The organism is Aequorivita sinensis, from assembly GCF_006346335.1.
Taxonomy (GTDB): domain Bacteria; phylum Bacteroidota; class Bacteroidia; order Flavobacteriales; family Flavobacteriaceae; genus Aequorivita; species Aequorivita sinensis.
In genome coordinates this window covers 53,902-70,654 of sequence record NZ_VDMC01000004.1, presented here as the reverse complement: position 1 = coordinate 70,654, position 16,753 = coordinate 53,902, and the positions used below count along the sequence as shown (strand labels likewise).

Genomic DNA, 16,753 nt, shown 5'->3' with positions numbered 1-16,753 from the left:
ATTGGCTACAATAATTTTCCTGCCAAGAAGAATGCTGCAATCGAAAAGAAGATAATTATTCCTGTAACATCAACTAATGTTGCCACAAATGGAGCTGAAGCTGTCGCAGGGTCCATTTTAAATGATTTCAATATAAATGGAATTAAAGAGCCTGAAAGAGTTCCCCAAAGAACAATAAATACTAAGGAAACCGAAACGCTTAATGCAACCTCAAGCCAAAACTCGCCGTAATTGTAGAATCCTACTTTTTGCCATAATAATATTCGTAAAAATCCTATAGATCCTAAAATTGCGCCAAGCAACACTCCAGAGAGTAGTTCTTTTTTCATTACATACCACCAGTCTCTTAGCTTTAATTCTTTTAAGGCCATAGCTCTAATAATTAATGAGGCTGCTTGAGACCCTGAGTTACCACCACTTGAAATGATAAGAGGAACAAACAATGCAAGTACAACCGCTTTTTCAATTTCTCCTTCAAAAATCCCCATAGCTGAAGCGGTGAGCATTTCACCAAAAAACAGAATCACTAGCCAACTTGCTCTTTTTTTTACAAGGTCAAAAAGCGTTGATTCTGTGTACGACATTTCTAATCCTTTAGTACCTCCAAATTTTTGAATTTCTTCAGTGGTTTGTTCTTGAACCCTGTCTAAAATATCGTCGAATGTTACTATGCCCACTAATACACCACTTTCTGTGATAATCGGTAAGGCTGAGCGATCGTACTTATCAAAAATTTCCACAGCGTCTTCTACTGACGTTGTAGAAGTGATGGCTAAGACGTGATGGTCCATTAGTTCGGATATCTTTGTGTCAGAATCGGCTAGTAGTAATTGTCCTATCCTAAGGTCATCAATGAGTTTGTTTTCATTATCAACGACATAAACAAAGTTTAAAGTCTCTGCCTTTTTTCCTTCTTTTTTTATAAATGATAAGACTTCACTAACAGTTTTTTCTGCTTTTGTTTGTATATAATGAGGTGTCATCAATCGCGCTATACTATTTTTTTTATAGCCAATTAAACTGAGTGCTATCTCTCTTTCTTCAGGGTTTAGAAGGTTTATGGAAGTCTTAATAAGATAGTCTGGAAAATTTTCAAAAAGCTTAGTTCTGTTGTCAGGAGGTAGATTGTTTAAAACATCAGATAGCTCTTGGTTTCCTAAAGCTTTGATGATCTTTATTTGAAATGATGGCTCTAAAAAACGAAAAACCTCAGTTTTTTTTTCAGATGTAAGCATTAAAAAAGACAAGTTTCTTTCGTCGTTGTCCATATCTCTTAATTGCTCAGCTACGTCTGCTGGATGTTGATTTTGAAAATTTACCATAACTAAATAATTGAAATGATATGAAGTGTTATTTTTAGAAATAGGAAAGGTGAACTTGCGTAAATATAATCAATAAAGGTACAAAGGGCTTTAATGTAAATTAGTTTTTAGTCTTTGGTGTTTTTCTGTAATTTATTTTAACATTATAAAATTAACTTGTTAATTAAGCTTAAGGAACCATGTAAAGTTAATTTTTTAGGGATTAAAATATATTTTCTTCTATGTAGATTGGATTGCGTGGGGTTACAACAGATTGTAATTACAAATAAATAGAGCTATAATGGCTTATTTAACAAAAAAACGACCCTCAATTTCACAAAAAATTAGTAAACTTGGCCTATCAAATTTTAACACTTTGAAGAAGTTAATTTCCCTTTCATTTATAATGCTGTTTTTCACAGCATTTTCTGCTATTACTGCCCAACAAAAAGACATAACTCTTGAAGAAATTTGGGGTGGTGCATTTCGAACTCAAGGTCTTGACGTTCTACGTTCCCTGAAGAACGGTAAGGAATATGCAGTGCTTAATTACGACCGCCAATCTAAAGAATCATCTATCGATGTTTACGATTATAAAAGTGGTAAAAAAGTAAGTACACTTTTAAATACTAAAGATTTAAAAGGAATTGATTTAGTGCTTTCTTATGAATTGAGTAAGGACGAATCTAAAATTCTTTTTTCAACAGAGCTACAACAACTTTATCGTCGTTCAACATTGGGAACTTATTATGTTTACAATGTAAAAACTAAAGAATTTACCCTTGTTTCTGCTAATAAAGTACAGGAGCCAACTTTCAGTAATGATGGGAATAAAATAGCTTACGGATTTGAAAACAATCTTTTTATAAAAGATTTGAATTCTAATGAAACAGCTCAAATTACTACTGATGGTAAAAAGAATAGTATCATCAACGGTATTACTGATTGGGTTTATGAAGAGGAGTTTGCATTTGTTCGTGCTTTTGAATGGAGTGTGAATGGTGATAAATTGGCTTACATTAAATTTGATGAAACAGAAGTTCCACAATTCAACATGGATTTATACGGAAAGGAACTTTATCCTTCTGCCGATACTTTTAAGTATCCAAAAGCGGGTGAGAAAAACTCTAAAGTTTCATTACAACTATACGATCTTAAAAGTAAAAAAACTTCTGAAGTAGATCTTTCAAGCTATAACAGTTACTACATTCCACGTTTGTTGTGGACGCAAGACAATAATATTTTAAGTGTTCAACTTACCAATCGCCATCAGAATGTTATTGATTTGGTTTTTGTAAATACGTCAAACAATACTTCAAAATTAATTTTAGCTGAGAAAGATGATGCTTATGTTGATGTAACCGACAACCTTACATTTTTAAATAACAATAGTTTCTTCTGGACTAGCGAGAAAGATGGGTGGAATCATATTTATCAATATGATAAAGACGGAAAACTTCTTCATCAAGTTACTAGTGGTCCTTGGGAAGTAACTAGATATTACGGTTTCGATCAAAATACTGGTCGTATATATTTTCAAAGTACTGAAAATGGAAGTATTAATCGCGATGTATATTCTATTTTGCCATCGGGAAAAAATAAGGTTCGTTTAACGCAAAAGATAGGAACTAATAATGCTTCATTTAGTTCAGACTTTACTTATTTTATTAATACATTTTCAGATTCTAAAACACCTTTTGTATATACACTTCACGAAGCTAAAACTGGCAAACTATTACGTGAAATTAAAAACAATAACGGTTTAAAGAATCGATTAGCCTCTTATAATATTTCACCAAAAGAGTACTCTACTATCAATGTGAATGGTGAAGACTTGAATATGTATATGATAAAGCCTTTAGACTTTGACGAGTCTAAGCAATATCCATTATTTATGTTTCAGTATTCTGGACCAGGTTCGCAAAGTGTTTCAAACAGTTGGATGGGTACAAATGACTTTTGGCACGAAATGCTAGTAAATCAATTAGATATTATTGTTGTTTGTGTTGATGGGCGAGGAACTGGTTTCAAAGGTCGTGATTTCAAAAAAATGACTCAAAAAGAACTGGGTAAATATGAAGTTGAAGATCAGATCGCTGCGGCAAAAAAACTAGGTAGTTTACCATACATTGATTCTTCTAGAACTGGAATTTGGGGATGGAGCTATGGTGGATTTATGTCGTCTAACGCATTATTTCAGGCACCAGAAACATTTGAAATGGCAATTGCTGTTGCCCCGGTTACAAGTTGGAGATTTTACGATTCTATCTATACAGAGCGTTATATGCAAACTCCACAAGAGAATGCGTCAGGGTATGATAATAACTCACCACTTTCTCACGTAGACGGACTAGAAGGAAAATATTTATTAATTCACGGAAGTGCAGATGATAATGTGCACGTGCAAAATGCAATGCGCTTAATTGAAGAACTGGTGCAAGCCAATAAACAATTTGACTGGCGTATTTACCCAGATAAAAACCACGGTATATATGGAGGAAACACTCGTTTACACCTGTATACCTTAATGACTGAATATATTAAAAATAATCTTTAAAAAACTTAATAGTTATATCTTATGAGCCAAGAAAATGACCCTCAGTTAATAGCGCATTTAGCTAAAAAAGGTGTTGATAATAAAATGGTGATGGGCCATCCAGCAGGATTGTTCATCTTGTTTTTCACAGAGATGTGGGAACGCTTTAGCTATTACGGAATGCGTGCGTTATTGACGGTATTCTTAATAACAGAAATAGCCAAAGGAGGTTGGGAATGGACGAATGCTGATGCTATGCAGCTTTATGCTTGGTACACAGGTTTAGTTTACTTAACACCACTTATTGGTGGTATAATTGCCGATAAATTTACTGGATTTAGAAAAGCTATTTTATTAGGTGCATTAATTATGACCTTAGGTCACCTTTCTATGGCCTTTGAAATGATAGATCCAACATTCTTCTATATAGGTCTAGTGCTTATGATAGTAGGTAATGGTATGTTTAAGCCGAATATCTCTTCAATGGTTGGAAACTTATATCCAGATTCAAGTACTAAAAAAGATGCGGGATATACCATTTTTTATATGGGTATTAATGCAGGAGCATTTTTAGGAATGCTATTATGCGGATATATAGGTGAAAAAGTAGGTTGGCATTATGGATTTGGTTTAGCAGGTGTATTTATGCTATTCGGTATGCTACAGTTCTATTTCGGACGTAAAATATTCGGAATAATAGGGGAAGAGCCAGGAACACATACTCAAGCTGAATTAGATGCAATGGCTGGTGGAGCAGATGAAGAAGAAGAAATAGCTCCACATATTGTAAGAGATAGATTAATAGTTGTTGGTGTATTAATGGTTGCAAGTATGTTCTTCTTCTTTGCATTTGAGCAAGCCGGAGGGTCTATGACCGTTTTTGCTAAAGACTATACACAAAGAGTATTAGAGGGAAGTACGGGAACCATCTTTAAATGGGTGGATGCCATCTTAACAATTTTCCCAATCATTATTGTGTCTTGGGTACTATATGGCTTAGGTAAGAAGATCTTTAAAGCGTACCCTTTAACTATTACTTTTACAGCAATATCATTCATTATTATATGGATTTTAGGTGTTTGGAAAGTTTATAGAGAATTCAGTTTAGAGCATACTGAAGTTACGGTATCTTGGTTTCAAATCTTAAACTCCTTTTTTATTATCACATTAGCTTCATCTTTCAGTAAGCTGTGGGAAAAAATATGGAATCCTTCAGGTCCAGTTAAGTTCGCAATGGGGTTAGCATTAGTAGGAGTTGGTTTTGTGGTGTTATCTGTGGGTGCTAATAGTATTCCTCAAGGAGCTGAAACAGCATCAGTTAGTATGATTTGGCTAATCTTAGCTTATTTCTTCCACACAACAGGTGAGCTTTGTTTAAGTCCAGTAGGCTTGTCTTATGTTTCTAAATTATCGCCTAAACGACTAGCAGGTTTATTATTTGGTCTTTGGTTTACAGCTTCTGCAATTGCCAACTTTATTGCTGGTATGACAGGCTCTTATATCGATAAAATTTCGGAAACATATTCTATGTCTACTTTCTTTTTAATAATTGCTGCTATCCCAATTGCGGCAGCAGTATTATTATTGCTATTCAACCCGAAATTAAAGAAAATGATGCATGGGATAAACTAATTCTTTTCGAATATCGATGAATTGAATTAAGTAAACCTGAACATAAAACAGAAAGTAACAAATATTTTTTTTAAAATATAAACTATTACTATGTCAGACACATTACAGTATCAAAAGCAAATGTAAAGGTGAAAACTTTATAGGTTTTAACTTCAAGAATTAAAAACATAATTTTTAAAAAACTAACCAAAGCATATACAAATGAAAACGGATATTGAAAATTTATTTAAAGACACTGTTTTAGGGCATCCAGTTGGATTATTTATTTTATTCTTTACTGAAATGTGGGAGCGTTTTTCCTTTTATGGAATGCGTATTCTATTGATATTGTTTCTAACAGCTCCTTTAATGAGTGATAACCCTGGTTGGGACTGGCCTCGTGAGCACGCGCTGTCTTTAATAGGTACATATGCTTCACTATTATACCTAACCCCAATTATAGGAGGTTGGATAGCCGATAAATTTACAGGATATAGAATTGCCGTTGTAATTGGGTGTATTGTAATGACGCTAGGTCACGCAGCAATGGCATTGGAAACAACAGCTTCATTTTATTTGGGCTTGGCACTATTAGTAATTGGAACTGGTTTTTTTAAGCCGAATATTACTTCTATTATTTCTGAAATGTATAAAACCCGTGAATCCAAAAAAGATGGTGCTTATACCATTTTCTATATGGGAGTAAACGCTGGTGCATTTTTCGGGATGATGTTATGTGGTTACTTAGCTGAAAATTACGGATGGTCTTATGGCTTTGGTTTAGCAGGAATTTTTATGTTCCTTGGAATGCTTCAGTTTATATTAGCTCATAAAATCTTCGGGAAAGTTGGAGCTAGACCTTCAAAGAAAAAAGATATAGTTTTAAATGTAGAAGAAGGTGCGGATAAAGAAGAAGTTGAAGAGGAAGTAGAAGCAGCGATAAAACTTAACCCATTTACTACATTTGATTATGTGTTAATAGTACTATCATCTATTGGTGGTTTATTGTATTTGTTTAATGATCCATTAGATACGATATATTCTAAATCCTTAGTTCCATTTGAAGTAGGAGGTATGAGTGGTACAAATGTGGTTGTTTTAGCGGCACTGGCAATGTTCTTAGTTTTATTAATTACACGTATCGCACGTTATTTACCTATAGTTAGAGATAGATTAATCGCAGTTACAATTTTTGCGCTTTTTACAGTGTTTTTCTTTGCTTTCTTTGAGCAATCCTTAGGATCGATGACCTTGTTTGCGAGCGATTATACCGATAGAAACCTAGAAGGAAATGCAGCTATAATTTTTAAGATAATTGATGGTTTATTAACTACCATTCCGTTGATTATTATAACGTATGTGATTGTATTAATATTTAAAAAGACATTTACTAAAATTGGTGCCTCTAATATTGTTTTAGCAATAGCTTTTATTCTAGTTTGGGCATTGGTATTATATCGTATTTACGATAAAGCTTTTTCAGAAGAATTAAAAGTAGATGCTACTTGGTTTGGAATTCTAAACTCATTCTTCATTATTACCTTAGCACCGTTATTCTCCAAATGGTGGGAAAGTAAATACAATCCGAGTGCTGCAATGAAGTATGGAATTGGGTTAGTTTTACTAGGTCTAGGGTTTGCTATTCTATCGTATGGTGCATCCGATATTCCTCCTGGAGCAAGAACGGCTTCTGTGAGTATGATATTTTTAATTTTAGCATATTTATTCCACACTATGGGAGAGCTTTGTCTTTCTCCATTAGGACTTTCATACCTAAGTAAATTAGTGCCTGCACGAATGATAGGTTTTATGTTTGGAGTTTGGTACTTAGCAATTGCTGTAGGCCAAAAAGCTGCAAACACTATGGGAGGTATGATTGACAAAATTTCTGAGGAGTATTCTTTAGGAACTTTCTTCTTGATTTTTGCAGTAGTACCAATTATTGTTGGATTTATAGCAATGCTTTTAAACCCAGTATTGAAAAGATTAATGCACGGAATTCGTTAATGCATATTACATTAATTTATAAAAAACGTTCCATTTTGTGGAACGTTTTTTGTTTCTTTACTTTTGAATTAATAAAATGAATTTGATGAGAAATATTTTAATAATTGTTTTCCTGTTTACACTAGGTAGTGTTAAAGCTCAAAAGATAAATTGGATGACAATGAATGAAGCCTTAGCAGCCCAAAAAGAAAATCCGAAAAAGATTTTTATGGATGTTTATACCACTTGGTGTGGTCCTTGTAAAATGCTGGACAAAAATACATTTAGCGATAAAAGTGTAATTGAGTATATAAATAAAAACTACTATGCAGTAAAGTTTAATGCCGAAGGTACAGAAGAGATAAAGTATAAAGATTTTACATATACTAATCCTAACTATAACCCAGATAGAAAAGGTAGAAACTCACAGCATTTATTTGCTCACGCTCTTAAAGTTAATGCTTATCCAACGGTAGTGTTCTTTAAAGAAGATGGTGAGTTAATTCAAGCAGTGCCAGGATACAGAACTCCTAAACAATTGGAGATATTTCTTAAAATGATTCAAAGTGATGATTATTTAAAAATAACAACTGCTTCTGCTTGGGAAGAATATCAAAAGAATTTTAAATATACATTTTAGAATAACCACTAAGTTTCATATTCGAGTTATTCTAATAGGAAAGCTCCTTGTTTAGCTGTATGGCTAAATGGGAGCTTTTTTAGTTTACAAGTTTCCTCCCATCTATCTACATAACTGTGGTAGTTGCTTCCATCGGCAATAATTTGGCTTGGATTGATACTATCGATAAGCCTGTTGAGGTTTATTTTCGGGCTATTGGATAAAATGATTGTATGAATGTTTTCGTGCTTTGGGTAAACACCTAAGCTATCGATTATCAATATTTTTTTGTCTTTATATTTAAAAATAGAAGGAAGTGTCTTTTCAGAATATGATGTAATATTCTGTTTGGTTTTAAATGCTTTTATTGGATAATCATGAGATAAGTTTTCAGTTGAGTCACTTTTAAAAACGCTAAGGTCTTTACCATTTTGATAAGCTAGAAGAGTTTGCCTGTTTTTTTGAAATACCACTAATTGACTTTTCGAATATCTGTTTTCATCATAAATATATACTGAAATTAACAAGGCAATAGTTACTAACGAAGTAATTAACCTAGGGTAGGTTAACTTTTTAAGATATAAAGCAAAGGCTATAATTGTTAAATAAGCACTTATGGTTTTTAATGCAGAAAAATGTATATCGCCAAGTAAAAAGTGTTCTTGAGTAGCAATCCAGTTAATAAACCAATTCAATTTTTCTATTAGGAAATTGTAGGTCTCTGCTAACCAATTTGGCAAGAAATCAAAACTTGCTAAAATCACTATCAAGATGCCACCACACATTATTATTGATAAAAAAGGAAGGATAACTATATTAGTAAGAAGAAATAAGCCAGGAAACTGATTAAAGTAGAATAAACTTAATGGCAATACTCCGATTTGGGCACAAATAGTTACTGCAATTAATGTCCAAACCTTACGAACAACTTTATATCTTGAATAACCAATATTTTGAAAAATAGGAAGTAACCAAATTATAAAGAAAACGGCTAAATAGCTTAGTTGAAATCCAACTTGAAACAGTAAAAACGGTTTAATAACCAATAAAGTGAAATAAGAAAGGAATAAGGTGTTTACAGCGTTTGTGTCGCGGTTTAATACTTCGGCTAAGGCGAAGAAGCTAAACATCGTTACAGCTCTTGTAACGGACGGTGACAAACCTGAAAGCAAAGCAAAACCCCAAAGAGATAAAACTATAGATATTACTTGTATTAATGAACCGTACTTAAATCTTGAAAGTGGTTTTAATAAAAAGCTTAGTATAAAATAAATGATACTTACATGTAAGCCCGAAACAGCAAGTATGTGAACCGCTCCAGCCGCTGCATATTTTTCGTATAGGTTTTTATCTATATCTTTCTTTTCCCCTAAAACTAATGCTTGAATGATTGCTCGTTCATCTGTTTCTAATTTTGTTTTCTGAAGTTTTTCTATAATTCTAGCACGACGATTTTGAGCAAAACCTCTTAATGTTGGGGCTCCAATTTGATGTTTTATAATTTCCTTCGGAGATATATGCAATTTCCCATAAACCCCTAGTGATTTCATATATTTTGAATAGTCAAATTGATGTGGATTTAAAGGTTTAGGGATCTCAGAAATAGTTGAATAAACTAATATAAGATCATCAACTAAAAACCTGCTTTCTATAGAGTCTTTAGAAACATTTACTAAAATCTTTCCTTTTGAATTGTTTCCATTTACTTCATAAATTTCGGCCAAATACTTATGGTTAAAATTATCATCCTTTAATGTTTCAGTAATTTTTAACTGAAGCATTTCAGGAATATCTGAAGTTGTAATATGTGTATAGTGATTTGATTGGAACATTGGCAACCGCATCTGATAACTCACATATCCAATGGCGAAAAAACATAAATATGTTACAATTCCTAATTCTACAGATTGAAAAATTCGTTTACGTGCCCAAAACCAGAATAGCACAAAAACAAATAAAAAAGCTAAAAGATAAGGCAATAAAAATGTTGTAACAGGGTAGAAGTGTGCAGAAAGAAACCCTATTGTAAGAAAAATTGAAAACCGAACTATTGCGAAGTTTATGAATTTCATAAGCCTGGCTTTTGAACATAAAATGAATTCTTATAAAGATATAAGAAGTTTCGCGATTTACAATTTTATAGAAGCTTAATATTCAGTAATTCAGTTGTTTATGGGTTTAGATAACTTGTTTTGAGTTTTCAATACCTTTTAAAACACGTAGTCTACCCGGGCCATTTTTTAGCGCTAGGTTATAATGCGCTGCTGCTTCTTCATTTCGGTTTTGAGAGAGTAACCAATCTGCATAAAGTTCGTGGGTAGGCTTGTGAATTGTAGGCGGACCAAAGCTGTAACTTATACTGTTTTCAATACTAATGGATTCTTTAAAATGTTGTTCGGCTAAATTAGAGTCACCCTTTAGCTGAGCGTGAAGTGCCAGAAGTTGGTTTTGTCTAATTTTAGCTTCTTTTAAATCCATTTCATTGGCCTCATCTCGAGTAACAGCAGAACACAATTTAGAACTCCCTTTTGAAACTACAAAAGACTCTCTATTATAGTCTTGCTCCATAACATCGATTACGCTATCTAATTTTTTCAGATTGCCGTTAGTATATGCTTTCATTCCTTCTATAAAGTGATATTGTGAACGAATGGTAATATTTAAATCGTTTATATCTAATGCTATGTTTGCAATATCACTATCCCATTCATCTGTTTCGGCTAGATACGTTCCTTTTAAAAATACGAGGTGAGTTCTTGCCTTTTTAGATGGTTTTTCGGTAGCGTATTTTTGCATATCTAATACCATTTTTCTCGCTTCCTCATAATTTCCTTTTTGAAGATATCCATACTCTAGCCAATGAAAAGCATGATATCCACGCGCATCATTATCTAATCCCTTTTTCTCCATTCGGTTCAAGCTGGCTTGATAAGAATCTATATTTGAAGAAATAACATTATCCCACATTCCCATGGCAACATAAATATGTGAAGGCATATGTAGCGCATGACTAGCATCTGGGGCTACTTTTGAATATATGTTAGCAGCGTCTAAAGCAAGGTTGGCGTGCTCGGGATCGTCATAGGAGTGAATTAGATAATGCAATGCTCCTGGATGTTTTGGATTTTCGTTTAAAATACCTTTTGCAACTTTGGCACCTTTTCCATAAATAACATCATCTCTGCCCTCAGCTACCGAACCTAATAGTGATAAAGCATAAAAGGCTGAGACTTCTTGGTTATCAGGATATTTGTTGTGCAGTTCCTCCATATAATTCGAATAATTGATATCCCTTTGGGTCTTATCAATTTTTGGTTCATAGAGTATACGCACAGCTTTAATTAAATCCTGTTCAATTTCGTATTCATTACTATCGAATTTAATTTTATCCAGCTTATTTAAGGCATTTGTTGCAGCCTCATAATCTTGTTCTTGCCATAAACTATGATTATAGGTCATCGCTTCTCCCCAATAAGCCATTGCCATTTCTGAATCTTCCTCTTGTGCTTCTATAAAAGCATCGCGGGCATCTTCATATTCAAAGGAATGTAACAATAGAAGTCCTTTTTCAAAATAAGGTTGAGCACTTTCTTTACCACTTACAGATAAATCAACAACACCTAATCGAATGTTTTCTTTCTTTTGTTGTTTACAGGAAATAATTGTAAACAGAATTAAAAAATAGGTTATATATTTCATAACTAGTGGTTTATAGATAGTTTAAAGGTAGTCATTTCATATTTCTTCTTTAGCTAAACAAGCTTTTTTTTTGAACTAACTATTACTTGAACCATGCTTTTGCTTTTAAAATTGAGTCCATGTTTCAAAACCTGTTGTTAAGGATTTACTGGCATTGAAACAGTAATCGGTTTTAATACTGTATGTCTTTTCTGAGCTTCTATACTATCTGTACGATCTAGCATGGCTTTAAATTTTTCCATGTCTGTTACTTCGAGTACCAACACTATTGAATTAGGATCATCTGTATCCTGATAAGTTTTAAAACTAGAAACTGAGGGTGAAAATAATTCTACCCGATCTTGATGGCCTTTAAGCCATGTATTAAAATCGCCTACTTTGTGGCGTCCTATTACTGTTGTCCTTGTATTGTAATTTAAATTGTTAGTGCATGTCTTATCGGTATCGTGATACTAAACTTTGTTTAATATTGATATAGTAGGTTTGCTTACTACTCCACCAATTTTCATAGCTGCTTGTCTTTGCGGGTCGCTCATTACTTTGTCAAATAATCCCGGTTCATCAGGTATCTCGAAAATCATGGTTACATTGTTTGCATTTGAAGCCGAATTGTAAAGATTTTTCAGTTGAACTCCTTCTTTTAGAAGATTGGACTGATCTGCGTCAAAAATTTTTTTCCATTCGATGAAATTTTTCACCTCGTGTTGAACAATTACTGTTTTCATTGTATTGTGATTTATTTTATGAATGCCTACTCTAAACGGTTTTCAGCTGCTCCGATATTTATATTTTAATAACGTAAAGTTTTAAGAGTTTTCATAATGTTCCGTTTTATTGATGTTTATGTACTTCCAATTCAATCTCGATCATAAATTCTGGAATAGCCAATTCTTTTACACCAAGCCAAGAACCGGTTGGAAATTGCTTTTTATAGATTTTTGTACGATATCCTGCAACTTCCAAAAACTTTGGCATATCGATAGTGAATACATTTTCTACAACCACATCGTCAAACGTGCAACCAAAATGTGTTAAGATTTTCTCTAAGTCAGCATAACAATTTTTCATCTGTTGTTCCAGATCACCAATGGCTGTTGGGTTACCATCATCGTCCATACTTACGGCACCAGAGATTTTTATATCATCTCCAATTTTTATGGCGTGTGAATAGCTATAAGCTTTTTCAACATCGGGACGTAGGTGAAAATACTCTGGAGTTGTTTTGATTGTTTTGGATTCTATAGGTTCATTTTTTAATGATTCTGAGCTGCTAAGGTTCCTTTTAACTTTTGAGTAAACGATTCCTGTTATGGCGGATTCTTCACTGCTATGTGGATCTTGGCTTTGAACTTGCACACTGGATAAGCAAACAAATAGAAAGATTAGATATTTGTGAATTTGTGATTTCATAGAATGTAATTTAAGCGACTTTACGCCCTTGCAAGAGGTTATTCACAAAAGGCGCAGAAGACGCGTAAGTTTTTATTTTCTGTCGGCAACTTTTACATTGCCATTTATGCCACTTAAATCTGGACGGAAAATCCACAGTTCGGTTTCACCGCCTTCAGTAACTGCCATCCAGTCATTTAAAAACTCTTTCCAACTTCCTTTACCATTAACGATCTCGTATTTCTCAACAAATCCGCGATCTTGACCCAGCCAAGCAGACTTGTCAAAAAATGATATTACAGCAAGATCTCTTCCTTCCTTGGTGCTTGAAAATTCATTAGTATAGATTCCATAGGTGTCATTTGGACTTTTTTCAGAATACACATCGTATACTTTTTTCACCAACTTCATGGCATCTTCATACTTTCCTCTTTTTATATCCCAATAATCTACTTCCATATTTTTTATGGTAAAATCTTTTGGGAATCGAGAGAGTTCATTGCGTCCTCGCCAATAGCTTTGAGAACCACTGTCTGCTGTCATATACGGAGCTACATTGTTGTTCCAATCGGTATCATGACCGTCTTTTTGAGCGGGTCTGTTATCTAAAGCACTCCAAGGGAATGGTCCCATAACCCAAACATAGCTTCCAGTATTAGGACCATTAGAAATCCAATACACTCGTCCTGCATAAGGTCCTTCGCCATGAAATTTTTTGTTATGTGCTGCTATTCCTTTTTCAAATTGTGTTACTTGAGTAGGATTGGGGATTAATATTGCATTTTCGAATACGCCGTATTCAGCATTGTTCTGTGATATTGCCAATAATGGCAATAAAAGAATTATAAATATCAAATTTTTCATAATGTTTCATTTGTGTCCGTCATTGACGAACTGGTTATTGTGTAATTTGCCTTTCTTAATAATTTGATTGATTTTAACACAAGGCTTAGTCCATAAGTTTTGGATTGTAGTAAGCTGTTTCACGAGTTATTTTGCCATCTTCATTAAAATACATTTGGTAGTGTATAGGAACTGTAATAGCTTTTTTGTCGGATTTACGCATTAGGTTAATGTTCCACCAGGACTGCACTACATGGGCATCTCCCATTTCATAGTGTAAGTAGTCTGGGTAACCAACAATTTGTACATCTTTAATATCATACTTCTCAAATAATTTTTTGTCAATTTCCTTTTGCTCAGCAAGTGAAATGCTCTCAAAATCTGGTGAACTTGAATTAACGAAACGGGCATTGTCATCATAAAAACCATAAGCTTTGTCAAAATCTTTGTTTTCGAAAGCATACATTAGATTGCGAACGGTGTTAATGAATTCGTGGTGATTATAGATAGTGCCGTTTGTACGGTTACTATTGCTCTGCCCCACTTCTCTAAAAATATTGTTATTGTTATAGGTTATGATAGTTTGTATTTTGTTGTTTTTGTTAACAATAAATAGACGATGTATGGGTTGATTAATCTTTACTCCAGTTTTTTTGTGAACGCCTTTCATATCTTCCCAAGTCTGTACCCAAACAACATTTTTTTGATTGTCATCTTTATATTCTAATGCATCTGGATATGCTCCTGGAGAACGTGATATTGAAAAATAATCTAAAGCATCATTCCAACTTTTTGCAGAACTTGAAAAGCTCTCTTTATCAGTTCCTTTATTATTAGGATTGATATTGTTGCCGTTATAAGCCATAAAATCTTCTGCTAAATAACTTGCAACTTTATCGGTGTTACCGTCTACGAAAGACTTAGTCATATCTTCTACTACTGTAATTGCCGGATGTTCTATGTAAATAGTACCGTTCTTTTTTTGCGCTGTGGTAATGAAACTTATTAGCATCATTACAATTAAAATTTTTGTCTTCATTGGTTTATATATTTATTTGGTTAATACTCTATTTAATTTTACTGTGAATAACTGTATAAGGCTTGTTGAATTGGGCTAAATTTCATTTGTAATTCTTTGCTAGCGAGGGCATTTTCATAAATAATCTTCCCCTTATGCTGCGAAGGTTGGTGGTTTAGCATCAAGTTCATGTCGCTAATGGTATAAGTTTCACTGCTTAGTAAGTAGTTTTTATTGTGTAATCCAGAAATAGTTGCAGCTTTAAAGATGGCTTCAGCAACATCCTCTACATCTACTAATGCGAATTCTGCATTGATATCGTAAAGCATCTGAACAAATGGGTTTGGGGCTATTTTATTTTTAATAAGAAATTGTAACCCAGTAGAAGTGGAGTCTTCTCTTTTTGACAATGATTTTCCCATAACTCCTACTGGCGAAACAGAAGTGATTTCATAGGAAAGATTTGGATTATCCTGTATAAATTTTTCAACCGTTTGGTTTGCTATAAACTTGGCTTGTGCATAAGGATGACTTTCGGAGTTGATGTATTTTTTATCGGATTCATTAAAACTTTCTGAGTTTGTTTTTCCAAATGAAGGCAATGGAAAGTTTGTGTTCCACGCAGCTACCGAGGCAATAAAAACAACCTTCTCTATTAATGATGATTCTTTTAAAGCTTCTAAAAAATTTTCAGTGCCTTTTATTGTTGGATCAAAAAGTTCGCTTTGAGGGTCTTTTACATCTAACTGAAAAGGTGTGCCGCCGTGAACTACTATTTCGCAATCGCTGATAAAATCTTTTAAAGCTTCTAAATTCTCAACCTTTAACGGACTAATATTCAAATTGTCTGAATTTTCAAGGTTGAAAAGATGCTGATACTTTTCACTCTTTTTAATGTCAGTAACCGATACTTTTACGTTAAATCCTTCCTCTAAAAATTTCCTTGTAGTATAGCTTCCTATAAAGCCTGAACCACCTATGATGCCTACTGTTTTCATATTCTGTTTTTTATTGAGGTAAAATCTGATTTGGGATAAACTCTTCATCGCCCTTATTATCATTATTCATCTTTTTGAATATTTAAATTATAAACTGGTTGAATCTTTCATTACAGTTGTTTCAGCTTGTTGTAGAGATTGTATATCGAGCATGATTTTGGAGACATCCCAATAGCCAAATTCTTTTACAACCTTACCATCTACAAATTGGGCGGTTATGTGCGCAGGTATAGTGTAGGTTTTGTTGTTTGCCGCAAGTGTCCCCTTCCAAGTACCCCAAAAGTTTACATAAGTTTTACCTTTATCTGTTACGACCATCTCAAAATCAGATTCGCCATCAACATAGTTCCAGCTACTAAAGAGTGCTGCATCCTCTTTGCCCATTGCTATTTCTTCGGCTATAGTCTTGCCTTCTTTTTCAATGACGTTGTTCATTATCTTAGCGGTATCGGCGTAGTGACTAGCAAGAGCATGCCAGTCCTGTTTCTCGTAAGCATGAATTATTTTCTTATAAGTGTCAATTTCGGGGGACTGCTGGGTGTAGCGCATATCTTGTTTTTGACAAGCAGTACACGAAAGAATCAATACAAGTGCTAAAAAGAGTATTCTTTTCATAATAGATTATTTTAATATTAGTTTCTAGAATAGTGCGAGGTGTACATCTAAGTAACTGACAATCAAATGAAATAAAAAGGGATTTAGGACGAAGCGTCTTTATTACTGTCCGGAGAGTGAGAATTAGTTGCTAAAGGA

Annotated in this window: 14 protein-coding genes; 4 read left to right on the top strand and 10 right to left on the bottom strand. The window is 33.7% G+C overall.

Features of this window, described 5'->3' with window-relative positions:
• Nucleotides 1-5: 5 nt before the first annotated feature.
• Complete coding sequence (gene mgtE / locus FHP04_RS06985; protein WP_139855380.1) at nucleotides 6-1,322, bottom strand: magnesium transporter; 1,317 nt, start codon at nucleotides 1,320-1,322, stop codon at nucleotides 6-8.
• Nucleotides 1,323-1,677: 355 nt separating this feature from the next.
• On the opposite strand from mgtE, the gene FHP04_RS06980 reads away from it, so the two are divergent.
• The 4 genes from FHP04_RS06980 (at nucleotide 1,678) to FHP04_RS06965 (ending at nucleotide 8,074) form a co-directional block, all read left to right on the top strand.
• The gene (locus FHP04_RS06980; protein ID WP_139855379.1) at nucleotides 1,678-3,858 is read left to right on the top strand and encodes a S9 family peptidase; all 2,181 of its coding nucleotides are present in this window, start codon (nucleotides 1,678-1,680) and stop codon (nucleotides 3,856-3,858) included.
• A 21-nt stretch (nucleotides 3,859-3,879) separates the two neighbouring features.
• Nucleotides 3,880-5,469 (top strand): peptide MFS transporter, encoded by a 1,590-nt coding sequence (locus FHP04_RS06975; protein WP_139855378.1) that lies wholly within the window; start codon nucleotides 3,880-3,882, stop codon nucleotides 5,467-5,469.
• Nucleotides 5,470-5,670: 201 nt separating this feature from the next.
• Complete coding sequence (locus FHP04_RS06970) at nucleotides 5,671-7,455, top strand: peptide MFS transporter (protein ID WP_139855377.1); 1,785 nt, start codon at nucleotides 5,671-5,673, stop codon at nucleotides 7,453-7,455.
• A gap of 85 nt (nucleotides 7,456-7,540) precedes the next feature.
• On the top strand, nucleotides 7,541-8,074 hold the full coding sequence (locus FHP04_RS06965) for a thioredoxin family protein (protein ID WP_139855376.1): 534 nt from the start codon (nucleotides 7,541-7,543) through the stop codon (nucleotides 8,072-8,074).
• A 26-nt stretch (nucleotides 8,075-8,100) separates the two neighbouring features.
• On the opposite strand, the gene FHP04_RS06960 is transcribed toward FHP04_RS06965, so the two are convergent.
• The 9 genes from FHP04_RS06960 to FHP04_RS06920 form a co-directional block, all read right to left on the bottom strand.
• Complete coding sequence (locus FHP04_RS06960; protein WP_139855375.1) at nucleotides 8,101-10,125, bottom strand: ComEC/Rec2 family competence protein; 2,025 nt, start codon at nucleotides 10,123-10,125, stop codon at nucleotides 8,101-8,103.
• A 106-nt stretch (nucleotides 10,126-10,231) separates the two neighbouring features.
• Nucleotides 10,232-11,752 carry a tetratricopeptide repeat protein gene (locus FHP04_RS06955; RefSeq protein ID WP_139855374.1) on the bottom strand — a complete coding sequence of 507 codons (1,521 nt, stop codon included), beginning with the start codon at nucleotides 11,750-11,752 and terminating at the stop codon, nucleotides 10,232-10,234.
• 137 nt (nucleotides 11,753-11,889) lie between these two features.
• Nucleotides 11,890-12,015, bottom strand: a complete 126-nt coding sequence (locus FHP04_RS14780) for a hypothetical protein (RefSeq protein ID WP_260402631.1) — start codon at nucleotides 12,013-12,015, stop codon at nucleotides 11,890-11,892.
• Between the two features lie 189 nt (nucleotides 12,016-12,204).
• Complete coding sequence (locus FHP04_RS06945; protein ID WP_139855372.1) at nucleotides 12,205-12,477, bottom strand: DUF3764 family protein; 273 nt, start codon at nucleotides 12,475-12,477, stop codon at nucleotides 12,205-12,207.
• 106 nt (nucleotides 12,478-12,583) lie between these two features.
• Nucleotides 12,584-12,994, bottom strand: coding sequence for a RidA family protein (locus FHP04_RS06940; RefSeq protein WP_246051402.1), 411 nt, complete (start codon nucleotides 12,992-12,994; stop codon nucleotides 12,584-12,586).
• Nucleotides 12,995-13,234: 240 nt separating this feature from the next.
• Nucleotides 13,235-14,005, bottom strand: a complete 771-nt coding sequence (locus FHP04_RS06935; RefSeq protein WP_206735954.1) for a hypothetical protein — start codon at nucleotides 14,003-14,005, stop codon at nucleotides 13,235-13,237.
• Between the two features lie 85 nt (nucleotides 14,006-14,090).
• Nucleotides 14,091-15,023: a nuclear transport factor 2-like protein gene (locus FHP04_RS06930; protein WP_139855371.1), complete on the bottom strand. Its 933-nt coding sequence runs from the start codon at nucleotides 15,021-15,023 to the stop codon at nucleotides 14,091-14,093.
• A gap of 38 nt (nucleotides 15,024-15,061) precedes the next feature.
• Nucleotides 15,062-16,000, bottom strand: a complete 939-nt coding sequence (locus tag FHP04_RS06925) for an NAD-dependent epimerase/dehydratase family protein (protein ID WP_139855370.1) — start codon at nucleotides 15,998-16,000, stop codon at nucleotides 15,062-15,064.
• An 87-nt stretch (nucleotides 16,001-16,087) separates the two neighbouring features.
• Nucleotides 16,088-16,615, bottom strand: coding sequence for a nuclear transport factor 2 family protein (locus tag FHP04_RS06920; protein ID WP_139855369.1), 528 nt, complete (start codon nucleotides 16,613-16,615; stop codon nucleotides 16,088-16,090).
• Nucleotides 16,616-16,753: the final 138 nt, after the last annotated feature.

Bases quoted from the DNA above. Each gene is read 5' to 3' on its own strand.
- FHP04_RS06945 (WP_139855372.1), bottom strand. From the start codon at position 12,477: ATGAAAACAGTAATTGTTCAACACGAGGTGAAAAATTTCATCGAATGG.
- FHP04_RS06975 (WP_139855378.1), top strand. From the start codon at position 3,880: ATGAGCCAAGAAAATGACCCTCAGTTAATAGCGCATTTAGCTAAAAAA.
- FHP04_RS06935 (WP_206735954.1), bottom strand. From the start codon at position 14,005: ATGAAAAATTTGATATTTATAATTCTTTTATTGCCATTATTGGCAATA.
- FHP04_RS06925 (WP_139855370.1), bottom strand. From the start codon at position 16,000: ATGAAAACAGTAGGCATCATAGGTGGTTCAGGCTTTATAGGAAGCTAT.
- FHP04_RS06920 (WP_139855369.1), bottom strand. From the start codon at position 16,615: ATGAAAAGAATACTCTTTTTAGCACTTGTATTGATTCTTTCGTGTACT.
- FHP04_RS06955 (WP_139855374.1), bottom strand. From the start codon at position 11,752: ATGAAATATATAACCTATTTTTTAATTCTGTTTACAATTATTTCCTGT.
- mgtE (WP_139855380.1), bottom strand. From the start codon at position 1,322: ATGGTAAATTTTCAAAATCAACATCCAGCAGACGTAGCTGAGCAATTA.
- FHP04_RS06930 (WP_139855371.1), bottom strand. From the start codon at position 15,023: ATGAAGACAAAAATTTTAATTGTAATGATGCTAATAAGTTTCATTACC.
- FHP04_RS06960 (WP_139855375.1), bottom strand. From the start codon at position 10,125: ATGAAATTCATAAACTTCGCAATAGTTCGGTTTTCAATTTTTCTTACA.
- FHP04_RS06965 (WP_139855376.1), top strand. From the start codon at position 7,541: ATGAGAAATATTTTAATAATTGTTTTCCTGTTTACACTAGGTAGTGTT.
- FHP04_RS06970 (WP_139855377.1), top strand. From the start codon at position 5,671: ATGAAAACGGATATTGAAAATTTATTTAAAGACACTGTTTTAGGGCAT.